The 13,032-nt window shown below is 59.6% G+C and carries 14 protein-coding genes and 1 pseudogene; 1 reads left to right on the top strand and 14 read right to left on the bottom strand.

The features are described 5' to 3' along the window. Positions 1-1,137, bottom strand: a complete 1,137-nt coding sequence (locus tag BTUS_RS03485) for a Gfo/Idh/MocA family protein (protein WP_013074741.1) — start codon at positions 1,135-1,137, stop codon at positions 1-3. A gap of 287 nt (positions 1,138-1,424) precedes the next feature. Here BTUS_RS03485 and BTUS_RS03475 point away from each other — a divergent pair, with 287 nt between their 5' ends. Beyond that, positions 1,425-2,453: an NADH:flavin oxidoreductase/NADH oxidase gene (locus BTUS_RS03475; protein ID WP_013074740.1), complete on the top strand. Its 1,029-nt coding sequence runs from the start codon at positions 1,425-1,427 to the stop codon at positions 2,451-2,453. A 69-nt stretch (positions 2,454-2,522) separates the two neighbouring features. On the opposite strand, the gene obgE is transcribed toward BTUS_RS03475, so the two are convergent. From obgE to BTUS_RS03410, 13 genes and pseudogenes are all read right to left on the bottom strand, one after another. Continuing rightward, positions 2,523-3,824 carry a GTPase ObgE gene (gene obgE, locus BTUS_RS03470; RefSeq protein WP_041303666.1) on the bottom strand — a complete coding sequence of 434 codons (1,302 nt, stop codon included), beginning with the start codon at positions 3,822-3,824 and terminating at the stop codon, positions 2,523-2,525. Further along, positions 3,814-4,536, bottom strand: a complete 723-nt coding sequence (locus BTUS_RS03465) for a Spo0B domain-containing protein (protein ID WP_013074738.1) — start codon at positions 4,534-4,536, stop codon at positions 3,814-3,816. Before BTUS_RS03465 ends, obgE begins: the two co-directional genes overlap by 11 nt. Before the next feature lie 201 nt (positions 4,537-4,737). Then, positions 4,738-5,028: a hypothetical protein gene (locus tag BTUS_RS03460; RefSeq protein ID WP_013074737.1), complete on the bottom strand. Its 291-nt coding sequence runs from the start codon at positions 5,026-5,028 to the stop codon at positions 4,738-4,740. Continuing rightward, a complete protein-coding gene (locus tag BTUS_RS03455; RefSeq protein ID WP_041303662.1) occupies positions 5,029-6,462 on the bottom strand; it encodes an RNA-guided endonuclease InsQ/TnpB family protein in 1,434 nt (477 codons plus the stop codon). Next, a pseudogene (locus BTUS_RS19395) lies at positions 6,419-6,845 on the bottom strand (MerR family DNA-binding transcriptional regulator). The gene BTUS_RS03455 and the pseudogene BTUS_RS19395 overlap by 44 nt, the downstream one beginning before the upstream one ends. A 285-nt stretch (positions 6,846-7,130) precedes the next feature. Then, positions 7,131-7,427, bottom strand: a complete 297-nt coding sequence (rpmA, locus tag BTUS_RS03445; protein WP_013074735.1) for a 50S ribosomal protein L27 — start codon at positions 7,425-7,427, stop codon at positions 7,131-7,133. Next, the gene (locus BTUS_RS03440) at positions 7,421-7,771 is read right to left on the bottom strand and encodes a ribosomal-processing cysteine protease Prp (protein WP_013074734.1); all 351 of its coding nucleotides are present in this window, start codon (positions 7,769-7,771) and stop codon (positions 7,421-7,423) included. Before BTUS_RS03440 ends, rpmA begins: the two co-directional genes overlap by 7 nt. Next, positions 7,768-8,079, bottom strand: a complete 312-nt coding sequence (gene rplU / locus BTUS_RS03435; protein WP_013074733.1) for a 50S ribosomal protein L21 — start codon at positions 8,077-8,079, stop codon at positions 7,768-7,770. The genes BTUS_RS03440 and rplU overlap by 4 nt, the downstream gene beginning before the upstream one ends. A gap of 306 nt (positions 8,080-8,385) precedes the next feature. After that, a complete protein-coding gene (locus tag BTUS_RS03430) occupies positions 8,386-9,285 on the bottom strand; it encodes a M50 family metallopeptidase (protein ID WP_013074732.1) in 900 nt (299 codons plus the stop codon). Between the two features lie 3 nt (positions 9,286-9,288). Then, positions 9,289-10,167, bottom strand: coding sequence for a peptidoglycan DD-metalloendopeptidase family protein (locus BTUS_RS03425; RefSeq protein ID WP_013074731.1), 879 nt, complete (start codon positions 10,165-10,167; stop codon positions 9,289-9,291). Positions 10,168-10,270: 103 nt separating this feature from the next. Continuing rightward, on the bottom strand, positions 10,271-11,428 hold the full coding sequence (gene rodA, locus BTUS_RS03420; RefSeq protein ID WP_013074730.1) for a rod shape-determining protein RodA: 1,158 nt from the start codon (positions 11,426-11,428) through the stop codon (positions 10,271-10,273). 66 nt (positions 11,429-11,494) lie between these two features. After that, positions 11,495-12,295 (bottom strand): septum site-determining protein MinD, encoded by an 801-nt coding sequence (gene minD, locus BTUS_RS03415; protein ID WP_013074729.1) that lies wholly within the window; start codon positions 12,293-12,295, stop codon positions 11,495-11,497. Positions 12,296-12,329: 34 nt separating this feature from the next. Then, on the bottom strand, positions 12,330-13,028 hold the full coding sequence (locus BTUS_RS03410; RefSeq protein WP_013074728.1) for a septum site-determining protein MinC: 699 nt from the start codon (positions 13,026-13,028) through the stop codon (positions 12,330-12,332). Positions 13,029-13,032 lie beyond the last annotated feature (4 nt).

Here is a 13,032-nt window from a genome sequence, read left to right as displayed (position 1 = left end):
TTAGGCGACGGTGTGGCGGGTGTCGGCCAACCGGGTCAATGACACCGCGAGCTCCAAAGCCTGGGCCGCTTCCTCCAGCGGCGCCCGAACAGGGCGACCGGGGCTCCGAAGAGAGGCGAGAAGATCCTCCATACACGATCGGATGGCCTGTTGATACAGAACCTGGCGGTCTGGAAAGCTCACCTGCCAGACGCGGCCTTGGCGAACGACTTCCGCCTTGGCGCCGTTCGAGGCCGCCCACGGTGCGATCACCGATTCCAAGCCCGGGTCGTCCCGGTCCGTCCAAAGCTCTAATTTCTCGGGGATCCAACCGTGAAACAGCGCGTAACCCTCTGTGAAAACCAGGCCGGTCTGGGTTCGTTCCCCATTTCCAGGTCGAGTAAATCCGTGGTAATAACTCCCTGGTGCCCTCCAGGCCCGCCCGGACCGCGGGTCCACCCCGTGGTGCTCCACCACGGCCAACACCCGGTCTTCCGCCCTCCACCCCTCCGGGCGAACCGTTTCCCAGGCAGCGCCGTGAATCGGCACCACCTCTCCTCCGAGGATATAGCGCACCATATCAAAGAAATGAACCCCGTGTTCGACCAAAATGCCCCCACTTCGCCTCGGATCCCAAAACCAATGATCTTCGGGCATTCCTCCCCCGGCCCAGTTTTCCATCTGAACGCGCTCGGGCAGCCCCACCTTTCCGGTCTCGACAATCCGGCGCAAGAGCTCGACCAGCGGATTGTACCGCATGACAAAGTCCATCACCGCCGGGAGCTTTCTCATCCGGGCGACCAGGGCCACTTCCTTCAGCCGTTTTGGGTCCAGAGCCCCGGGTTTCTCCAAGAACACAGCCGCTCCTTGCCTCAAAGCCTTTTCGGCGTACACCGGTTGCAGGTCAGGTGGAGTCGCAACAACCACCACATCCACCGGTTCCTCTGGCCATCCGGCCCCTTCTCCTGTGATCTTCTGCACAGGATCTTGAGAAAGGCCCTGCTCCCGCCGGGCCTCCCGCCATTGTGCGGCTCCCTGTTCCGCGGAATCCCCGCCCCGGCTCTTCACCCATCGGAGGCGCAAATCGGGGATCGGCGCCACTGCGGACAACACGAATCGTCCAAAGGCACCGGGGCCGACGAGTCCAAAAGAAACCATTTCGTGGACACCTCCCTTCGCCCCGATTATACAAAAGATTCCTTTTTTCCGGTAGCCGGCCGCACCAATGCGCGAAAACACAGCGAATCGCCACTTGTTGGGGACACACCGGATAAAATCCCCTCGGATCCCTGGAGGCCGGGGGAAACTCCGGAACCCCCGCACGCCTTTCAACGGGGTTTGACCTAGAACCCGGTCGACCTCGGGAGGGCCGTTTCGATTCTTGCCAAGAAGCGGTATACTCGAAACATGAACCACCGAGACCCTACATAGCGGGAGGGAAGTCTGTGCCTACCTTATTCGAGCCGTTTACAATTAAGAACCTCACCCTTCGCAACCGGGTGGTCATGCCTCCCATGTGCCAGTACTCGGTGACTGCAAAAGACGGAAAACCGAACGACTGGCATTTCGTTCACTACACAAGCCGGGCGGTGGGCGGCGCCGGGTTGATCATCATCGAGATGACCGACGTAGAGCCGGATGGTCGGCTGACCGACTACGATCTCGGTTTGTGGAGCGATGACCAAGTCCCCGCCTTTCGCCGGGTGATCGATGCCTGTCACGCTTATGGGAGCAAAGTCGCGATCCAAATTGGCCATGCGGGTCGAAAAGCGGAGGATGCCCCCACTCCGGTGGCTCCCTCCCCGATTCGTTTTTCGGACCGTTACAAGGCCCCCCGGCAGCTGACCACGGAGGAAGTCCGCAACATGGTCGCAAAGTTCGAAGCGGCCTTCCGCCGGGCTCTCGAAGCCGGGGTCGACGCCATCGAGATCCACGGCGCCCACGGGTATTTGATTCACCAATTTCACTCGCCGCTGACAAACCGCCGGACGGACGAGTACGGACAAGACCGGCTGCTTTTTGGCGTTGAAGTGATCAAAGCGGCAAGACGTGTGTTGCCGGAATCCATGCCGATCTTCATGCGCATTTCCGCCGTGGAATATGTAGACGGAGGATACGGGCTCGAACAATCGGTGGAATTCTGCCGAAGATATCGAGAGGCAGGGGTGGACCTTTTCCACGTCTCCTCGGGCGGCGAGGGTCCCATCGGATCCGGGGGCGTCCCCGGCGCTGAGCCCGGTTACCAGGTCGAATACGCCCACACCATCCGTCGCGCCCTGGGGGTGCCGGTTATCGCAGTGGGGAAACTGCAGGACCCCAGGCTCGCGAATCGGGTTATCGAAGAGGAAAAAGCAGATTTGGTCGCCGTGGGGCGGGGCATGCTTCGCAACCCGTACTGGGCCAATGAAGCCAGTCTAACGCTGGGTGGCTCGCCCCTCACTCCAAAAGCCTACGAACGAGCCTACCGTCTCTAACCTGTGGCAGGCCCATGGCGCATCCGAGGTCAGTCAGGCGGAAGATCCGGACTCGTGGGATCTTCCGGCCTACTCCTCGGGAGTTGCTTGCTCTTCTACGCCCTCTTCATCGACAAACTCGAAGACAAAACCCCCGATTCGCACCGTATCTCCGTCCCGGGCGCCTTTGCGGCGAAGCGCTTCATCCACCCCCATCCGCCGCAGAGTTCGGGCCAAGCGGTGAACCGCCTCGTATTGATCAAGAGGAGTCATGCGGACCAACTTTTCCACCCGAGCCCCGCGCACCACAAACTCCTCGCCTTCGCGATCCACTGAAAACGTATCATCTTCTAGGCGAAACACCGGCCCTTGCGGTTCTTCGTCCCCCACCTCCTGGGCGGGCATTTGATCCAAGAGGTCCGCCACGAAGTATATCAATTCCCGAACCCCCTCACCGGTTGCCGCAGAAATCGGGAAGACGGGCACATCCCCCACCCGCTCCCGGAATGCCTGAAGCCGCTCCCCGGCCCCGGGCAGATCCATTTTATTGGCGGCGACGATTTGGACGCGCTCCAGAAGGCGCGGGTCATAAAGGCGCAACTCCTCATTGATCTGCTTCCAATCCCCATAGGGATCTCGGCCCTCGGGGCTCGCCATGTCCACCACGTGAACGATCACCCGGGTGCGCTCCACGTGACGCAGGAATTGGTGTCCGAGGCCCTGACCGGCGTGGGCACCCTCGATTAACCCGGGCAGATCGGCCATCACGAAGCTTCTCCCATCCCCGACATCCACCACACCGAGGTTAGGGGACAGGGTCGTGAACGGATAATCGGCAATCTTCGGCTTTGCCGCCGTGACCGATGCCAGCAACGTCGATTTGCCTACGCTCGGTAACCCGACGAGCCCGACGTCAGCCAGCACTTTCAGTTCTAACACGATCCAGCGCTCTTCTCCGGGCTCCCCGTTTTCCGCCATGCGCGGCGCTTTATTCTGAGGGGTGGCGTAATGGGCGTTCCCCCGCCCGCCTCGACCACCCCGGGCCACTACCAGGCGCTGTCCATGCCGGGTCAGATCGCCCAAGATCCGCCCACTCCCCCGGTCGCGCACCACGGTCCCCGGGGGAACTTTGATCACCAGGTCATCGGCCGATTTCCCATGCTGATTCTTCGGTTTTCCGTTTTCTCCTCGTTCTGCTTTAAAATGGCGTTGGTAACGAAAATCGATGAGGGTCCGCAGTCCCTCATCCACTTGCAGAATCACATCCCCGCCCCGGCCCCCGTCCCCCCCTGCAGGTCCGCCCATAGGGACATATTTTTCCCGGCGAAACGAAACGATCCCGTTTCCCCCATCCCCTCCTTTCACATAAATTTCAGCCGTATCAATCCACATGATATAACCCCTTTCCATCCACAGGCTCGAAGCATTCTTCCTGGTACTTGGGCCCTTCCCGCCCGCGGCTCCGATCGGCTCTTTGCTCCCGGCCCTCCGAGTCACACAGGCGGACCTCCAGGCCGTCCGGCCGAAATCTCACGAAAATCCGCCATTCCTCCCCATCGGGGGAACCCCCCGACAATGGGGAGTCGTCACCCCACGCCCCCGCAACTTGCCGGAGTTCTCCTTCGACCTGAGAGATGGCCCCGGCGGGGAGATCCACTCCGGGCGGTCCTTCCCACGTCAGATTCGCCCAGGGAAACTCGCACAAAAAACGGAGAAAAGCCCCGCTGCGATTCGGATGTTCGAGGTCTGTTACCATGGCCTGCCTTTCGGCGGCACTGGCCATACGGCAAATCACCTCATCCACCCGTTCCCACCGACGCAGTTGTGTGTAACCCCGAATCAGCTGACACTCATTCAACCAATGATGGCGGAAATGTTGCAAGGCTTGAATCCAAGCCTTCTCTCGTTCCGGCCATTGGTGGGTCTCTCCGCCCCGGGTGCCTTCTTTATGTATGGTGCCCCGCCTCCGTCCGAACCACAGAAGATACAAGCCGCTAGCTGCAGAAGCCACGCCCCAACCGATGACTGATCGCGCTCCAAAATCAGCCCCCAGCCAAACGGCCGACCAGACCGCCCACAGCGTCAAAATGTGTCCGCCTTTCACCGGTCTCCCTCCTTTCCGCATCTCTGTGTGGATTCGACGCGAAGGCCCCATCTGTTTCATTTTTGCTATCACCTTCTATCAAACATTGACAGACTTGACAGCAAAACAGTTTACGCTCTCCGAGAGGCTGGCTGCTCCCCGAAGACCCGATTGGCGAGGCCCTGGGGCCGAGCATCTGGAGTCCCGCCCGAAACAGTACCATCAGGCCGTCCGCCGACCAGCGCCCGACACCGACAGTTTCCAAACGGCGGGGTGGTCCCTCGACGCTTGCGCGTCTCCCACCGGCAGGACAGGGATCGCTTTCGCCAACCCGGAAGGCCGTTTTGCCGAACCCCCCAGGATCAGCCACCCGGCGGCGCTCCGCTTGCGCCTCATCGTCAAAGCCGTGTTCCGTGCGGCCTTCGCCAACCCCCGCACGCCCTCACGGTCTTTCTCCCGCCCGGCCTGTCCCTGTCCCGTCCTCCCGGGAACATCCCGGGAACTCTGATTCATTCATGCGTGGTTCTCCCAGTAGCGCTTCAGCAAAATTCTTTTGACTTCTTTGTGTGGGGTGTACTTTGTGATCTCCTGGTCGCGAAGACGCCCCTTCACATTGGTCGCCGCCACATGGTCCGCATCTCCTTCATATCCGCACTTTTGGCACCGGAACGAATCGCCGTTGCGGTTCTTGCTGTCCACCCAGCCGCATCCGGGACAGGGACAGGTCTGGCTCGTATAAGCGGCGTTCACCGGTCCCGGATCGGTTATGGAATAAACATGGCACAAGTATTCCAGTCGCTCCCGGATCGCCTGCCGTTGCCACTGGCTCACCTTGCGGGACAGCCCCTTGTTCCTCGCCTTCCCCCGCAGGTGGGACAAATCTTCGTAGGCGATCACCCTCGGCCGGCGTTCCCGAAAAAACGCCCGAAACGCCCGGTTGATCTCGTTCTCGCACCACGCCCGGTACCGCCTGTGTCGCTTGTGCTGTTTCACCAGCCCCAGGTTGTGCCGCCGAATTCGCCGGGCCTTTCCCGGGTCCCGCTCCCGGTTTTTGCGATACAACGCCCACAGCTTCTGGCGTTCCCGTCCTTTGTCCAGCACGTGTTCCGACATCTCTTGCAGGGCCTGGCCGTACTCCGGCCGATACTTCTTCCCCGAGTCGTCCGTCAGAACTTCGGTGACTCCCAGGTCGATTCCCGCCTCTTCCTCCCCGGCCGGGTAGGTCTTCGGCTCCCGGCTCATATGAATCTCCACCGCCTGTTCGTCCGGCAGCAGAACCACCCGCAGATTGCCCCTCAGCTTGTGAATCCCGGCAAGGGGGATCACGATCCTTTTTCCCGGGGACAACCCCATCACCGCCACATACTGCCGGTTGCCCACCATGAACACTCGGTACATCTGCTGGTCCACAACAAAACTCCGGGCTTTCCTGACCCGCGGCCTCTTTCCCAGGACCCGGCGAAACAGCCGCTTCAGCCCGTGGCGGATCTTCTTCCGCCCGGCCGGCTCCAATTCGGTCTTTTTCCCGGCCAGATCCTCATCCCGAAAAATCGCCTCAATCTTTCTCCAATCCCGGGGCCTATCCTCGAACTTGTCCAGCAACCAGAAGGCGTAATCCCGTTCCTTCGGGGTTAACCCCTCGTTGCGGTGAAGACGGTCCCGCACCTCGGCAATCGCCGCTTCCCACTGTCGCTCCAAGGTCCATAAGGCGTCTTCCAAGGCCATCTTCCACTGCCGGGCCTGAAGCCCGAAGGGACTCACAAACCCGGCGGCCACCCGTTCATCTCGAATTCTCCGTTTATACCCCAGATCCTTGAGGGACTTCACCTGCGCGTACTCCACCAAGAAGGCGTCCTTCTGCCGGGAATACGCCTCGGCCACTTCGACGATCTGCCTCCATTTCTCACGATTCAGCGGCAGGCTCTTTTGTCGGATCGTCTGTCGCACCGGATAGTTCCTCCCGAACGACTTTGGTCAGTTTCCGCGCCCTGTAGGTTCGTGACCCGTAGAGTTTTGTTGCAAAATGCTGGACAATACGAAAATCTCGTCAATGGTGAGGCCCTTTCCGGCCGCAAATTCCTTCAGGAAACGCAACTGGTTCTCCAGGTCCGGTTTTTGCCCGCAGAAGACACCCGGGCGTAAATGACCGTTTTCTTTTTTTCTTTTCGTTTCCCGATTCCTAACGCCTGATAGAACATATCCTCGGTGTATCTGCGCTTGTTGGTAGGAGTTCGCAAAGGCACCAGCTTGCCTTCCCTGTCCCACGCTCGAAGAGTGGAGACGCTGACGCCGAGTTTCTCCGCAAACTCTCGAATCGAATAGAGCTTCACCTGAACATCATCCTATATCAGATTCTATCAGGTGACGTTGATTTTCGGCAAATCACTTCTCTTCTTCGTAGAACGCCAAAAGCTGTATTCAACCTCCTCTCGCCCCGAACTGCGGCCTGACACCTGAGATATCAAATGCCCGACAAAAAGTCAAAAAGAAAAGCGCTCCGAAGAGCGCCTTCGATATCTTTGATCCACCGCGGCCTCGAAAGTCTTCTCTCATCCGCCGGAAGCGCGAAGAATCCGTCAGTGGCGCCGTCGCCGCCAAGGGCTCCCAAGGCGCGATCAAACTCCAGCCGCATTTTCTCTCGGATACACACTCACTTTCTTGCGATCCCGCCCAGCCCGTTCAAACTTGACCAAACCGTCCACTTTGGCAAACAGGGTGTCGTCTCCGCCCCGTCCGACGTTCATTCCCGGGTAGATCTTCGTTCCCCGCTGGCGAACGAGGATACTGCCCGCCGTGACAAACTGCCCGTCATGACGCTTGACTCCCAAGCGCTTCGAAATGCTGTCCCGGCCGTTTCGGGTGCTCCCGACGCCCTTTTTCGTCGCGAACAACTGCAAATCCCACTTTAGCATGCGTTCCACCTCCCTTTCACCTCTCCAGACATGGTGACGTGATGGCGATATTGAACGGCGGTCTGCCACAGACCGAATACGCAACTTTCCAAGAGCAGCTGTACCTGATCCGAAATCTCATCGGGCAAGTCCGGGGGAACGTCCAAGTCGAGAAAGCCGTTTCTCGCCGTGGCCGGCAACGAGACGCCTAACAGGCTCTGGCAGCTGTTCACGAGGTTGAGAGTCAGAGCCGACACCGCCGCACAAACAATATCTTGGCCGGCCTCCGACCAACCGGCGTGGCCGCTGACCTTGAGCCGACGAATTCGTCCTCGCCGGTCCCGTTGAACCTTTACCCGGATCAACCCTCGATCGCCTCGATCCGCAATTTCGTCCACGGCTGGCGGTGTCCGTACTTGCGCCGATAATTTTTCTTGGGCTTGTACTTGTACACGATGATCTTTTTCGCCTTGCCTTGTTTCAGGACACTGGCCTTGACCTTCGCGCCTGGTACCAACGGAGTGCCGATCACCACTCCGTCATCCTTACCTAGCAAAAGAACCTCGGGAATCTCCAGCTCGGCCCCTTCGTCCACCGGCAATTTTTCCACATAAATGACATCGCCGACTTCAACCCGGTACTGTTTTCCGCCGGTTTGCATGACTGCGTACATTCCCTGCACCCCCTTACACCCAGACTCACTGCACCGGGCAGCCGCCCTCGCGGCGTTTGCCAAACCCGGGACAAGTGGTTGTGGTGCACACCCGCGCACACCTACCTCCCCATCCTATCAGATGCCGGGAGACCATGTCAAACCGGCGATTTCACCGGCCACCGGGGTCCCGTTCCCGGCTATTTCCGGCCCTTGTTCATACAGAGCCCGATGCTTCTCCGGGGTGTCGATAAGATCGACAAGCGAGCAAAGCAATGAAAGTGGGAAGCGAATACGGTGGCGTACGGCGCACCCGGAGCGCCGAGGTTAGGAGGAAAAGTTCGGCGGTTCCCCGGGCCATTCGCCGATCGCCTTGCCGAACCCCCCAGGGGCAAAAAGAAAATCCAGGAATTCCTGTTCTTCAATGATAAAGATAATCTTACCTTTGTCATCCAACACCGCAATCAAGTGAAAAGCTTCTGGGGCGAAATATCGCGCGATCTCCCCCGCCCGCATGTGGCGATGCACTGCCAGAGGCCGCACGATCCGCGGTTCGGACTTCGGGGCCCTCTTGAAGCCATACAGCCATCTCGCCGCTTCATAAGGGATCTCCCGGCGAATCTGCCGGGCGGTGATTGCCAAAAACCCGGCCAAGGCCCACATCCCGACATGGGGGGCCCCCCAGATCGCGGTCCCGGCGCCCAGGGCCGCCAAAGCACCCGAGCACCAAAAGGCGCTGTTGACCGCCAATTCCCCCGCTCTACCGTACCCGAAAGTTCGGCTGCTCACCGCCCTCCAGATCCGCCCACCGTCAAGGGGCAGCGCGGGAAGTAAGTTAAACAACATCATCGTTAAGTTCACCCGCACAAAAAAAGCCGCAAAGCCTTCGGACCAGATCTGGGCCGAATACAGGACCAGGGCCACCCCCGCCAGAATCCCGTTAGCCAGTGGTCCCGCCGCGGCGATCCATACCTCCCGTCCCAGGGACCACGCTCCTGGTTCCCCTTCAATGATCGCCACACCGCCGAAAGGGAGAAGGGTGAGTTCCCGAATCCGGTACCCAAAGGCGCGAGCCACGGCGACATGTGCCAATTCGTGGAGCACCACGACACAGAAAACGACGATGACCTCCCACACCAGGCCAGCCGCTACGGCCAGGGCAACCAAAAACAAAAAGAGAGGATGCACGCGAATCGGCATCCCCTTTCCTGCGGCCCCCGCGGCCATCGCTCACCGCCCCTTTCCGTCCAACACCGCATGGGGATCCGCGTATCGACCATTGACGATATATCCGAACAAGAGCTCGGCTGGCCGCTGTGCGCTGAGGTGGCCCAGCGACTGCCCCGAGTAAACGTAATCCCCCGTTTTTACCACCACATCCCCCAAGGAACCATATAACGTCTTTCCCCGGGTCCCGTGGTTCACAACCACGTACAGCCCAAAGGGATCCCTGCGGCCCACCTGCTCAACGACTCCCTTTCCCGCAGCAGCTGCGGCGGCACCCGGCACCCCGTCCAGCACGACCCACGGGTGGTCCGAACTGTAGTCCTTCACCACAGTGCCAGACAGAGGCGCGGACCACACCGAGCCCCCTTGGGAACCCGCCGCGGGAATGGCCAAACCATCTGCCGCCACTTCCTGCATCCACCCTGATACGTTGCTCCAATTGGTCTGTTCGGTCAATGCCTTTTCCGCCACCGCTTTGACTCGGTCGGATAACACCCCCTGTTGGTGAAAAGCCACGTACACTCCTCCCACCAGCACCGCCGCACCGAGAATCTGCCACGCCAACCCTCCGAGCCCAGGGCCAGCTGTTGGCCTCGGGTCCCGCCATCTCGAACGCCACCTGGAACTCCGGGACCCTGCATCCCGCCGCCCTGGCGAAAACCTGTCCTCCCAATCCGCCCACAGCCGGTCGTCAAAATTCGCCCGAAACTCCCCGGCCCCGGCCGACCACCCGGATTCGCTTTCCCCTTGAGATTCGGAGATTCGATCAACGTCCGGGCTCGGCCATTCTTCCCTTGGTTCGTTCTGCGCACGGTGAGAAACCCTCCCGCCTTCATCGGCGTCCCTCGCCATCCTGCGCCGTTTCACCGCATCCCAGTCCACTTTGCATCCACTCCCGCTCCTCGTCCTCACTCACTCATATGAGGCTTTGGAGGCAGGTATGACAAGCCGCCGGTCTGTGCTGTGGGCAGCGGGCGGCGGCCACTCAAAACATCGTCTTTTTCCGGCGAAGTCCGACGCTCAGCACCAGCCCCACCGCCATCATCGATGTCGCAATGGAACTTCCTCCGTAGCTCATGAACGGTAGAGTAATCCCCGTAATCGGCATGATCCCGATGTTCATCCCGATATTTTCAAAAACCTGGGCAAAAAACATCGAAAACACTCCTGCTATGAGATTCGTGCCGTACATATCCCGGGTGCCCAGGGCAATGAGAATCATTCGATAGAAGAAAATGAGGTAGAGAAGAATGAGGGTCATGCTGCCCACGAATCCCCATTCCTCGCTCAACACCGAAAAAATAAAATCGGTGTAATTCTCCGGGACGAATCGCCCTTGAGTCTGCGCACCCTGCTGGAAGCCCTCGCCCCACAGACCGCCGGAACCGACGGCTATCAGCGACTCATAAGTGTGATAACCCGGTGCATTGCCGGTCTCGTCAGGCTTGAGGTATTTTACCGGATCCCGAAATGCCATCAATCGGTCGAGCTGGTAGGGTTTGATGATTTTGAAGAACACGTGCGGATCGACGTGGTAGAGAACCACCAAAAATGCGATCATGGCAGCACCCGCGCCAAACAGGACGAGCAGATGGCGCCAACGAGTTCCTGAGACCATAAACATCCCGATACCCATCGCGAGCATGACCATGCCCATTCCAAGGTCCGGCTCGATGACGATGAGAATAAAAGGTAAGCCGATCATTCCCATCGGTACGAACAGGTCGCGGAATCTTCGCTGACCGGACTCTTCCAGCTTAGCAAAATACTGTGAGAGCGCCACGATTGTGGCGAGTTTCATGTATTCCGACGGCTGAACGCTCAGCACTTTAAGATCAAACCAGGCTTTCGCCCCATTAATCTCTGTGCCAAACAAATACACGGCCACCAGGAGCACGATCCCGATCCAATACATTGGCTTCCACCATTCAGCAAGGCGCTGGTCGCCAATGGCTACAACCATTCCCATAAAAAGAAAACCAATGCCAAACCAGATGATCTGTCTGGTGTAATAGTAAGAGGGATGATGGGCATCGAGGGTGTGCGTGGCACTGGCGATATTGATGACACTGATGCAAGCGATGGCCACGAGTACAGCGACGATCATCCAGTCAAAACGTTTGAGCCAAGTGCCCGGCGTCACGCCCCGACCTCCTTTCCCGCTCATTATAGCGCAGGAACGAATCGGGGGGAATGCACACCGCTGGGTTCATCGCCGGAGACCGATCACCCGCCTCAACCATCCAAGCCAACTATTTCCATTTTCCTCCAACGCCATAAGGGGAACCGGCTCCCCGAGTATCCGCCGGGCGATATTGCGGTACGCCTGGCCGGCTTTCGACCCTTGCACCAAAACCGCCGGCTCTCCTTGGTTCCCCCCGCGAATCACCGTTTCATCATCGGGAACCACCCCGAGCAAATCGATGGCGAGGATGGAGACGACCTCTTCGATCTCCAACATGTCTCCTTGCCGGACCATCGCCGGTCTGACACGGTTGATGATCAATTTGTTATCTTGAATGCCTTCCCCTTGAAGCAGGCCGATCACCCGATCGGCATCCCGGACGGCCGCATGCTCGGGGGTGGCCAAGATGACCGCCCGGTCCGCCCCGGCCACTGCGACCCGAAAACCCTGTTCAATGCCGGCCGGACAGTCGATCAGCACGTAATCAAACTGGTCCTTTAATTCGCGGACGATCTTGCGCATGGCCTCGGGAGTCAAAGCGGTCTTGTCCTTTGTCTGGGAAGCCGGAAGCAGGACGAGACGGTCGACCCGCTTGTCCTGAGCCAGTGCCTGCTCCAGTCGGCACTCCCCTTGGGCCACATCGACCACGTCGAACAAGATACGGTTTTCCAACCCCAAGACCACATCGAGGTTTCGCAGCCCAATATCGGCGTCCACCAAACACACCCGCTTTCCCAAAAGCGCCAATGCGACCCCGATATTGGCGGTCGACGTCGTTTTACCGACGCCGCCCTTTCCCGATGTCACAACCACCGCATCCCCCATGGCGCACCCCCTCCCTATGGCAAAATCTCAAAAGCTAGCGCTCTTCCTCCCGGCCCCGGGTGCCTTCGCCGGATCGCCGTCGCGGCCGGCGCCCGTTCAAGGCCCATAACTTATCCACCCGCACCCTGTCCCCATCGATGTAAGCATATTCAAAATACGCCACCCCAGGCACCCGCTCCTCGGGGGGCTCTGAAATGATATCTGCAATCCGAATCTGTGCCGGCCGAAAATCCGCGGCGGCGATCACCGCCTCCCGGTCTCCCAATGACCCGGCGTGGGCGATCCCGCGCAGAGCACCGAGGACGTATACGTCACCCTCCGCAGCCACCAGCCCCCCTGGATTCACGTCCCCGATCACCACGAGATCCCCCGGGTGCACCACCACCTGGCCGGCCCTCACCGGGCCGTACACGAGGCGCGACTCGTAGGTCACCCGGCGGCGCCCCCGGTCGGACACAAATTCCCGCACCAGTAAACTTCCCGTTCTCGAAAGGACCCGACGGACTTCATCCCGCTCCCACTCGCTCAGATCCCGACTCCCGGTATATACGGAGACATCCATCTGCGCACCGGACAGCAAGCGGGCTTGGGCTCCATTCAGCTTTTCATCCAGGTCAGCGAGAATATCCCCAAAGGCGCAGGCGTCATCCAGATAGAAGACAAGGCGGTTGCGGACGCCCTTGATCATCACCGGCGGTCTCTTCGGATCTTCCCTCCGCTCACGTTGCGCCATGGCA

Source organism: Kyrpidia tusciae DSM 2912 (genome assembly GCF_000092905.1).
GTDB lineage: Bacteria > Bacillota > Bacilli > Kyrpidiales > Kyrpidiaceae > Kyrpidia > Kyrpidia tusciae.
The sequence above is the reverse complement of the archived record's forward strand: the minus strand, read 5'-3'. Positions and strand labels throughout refer to the sequence as shown.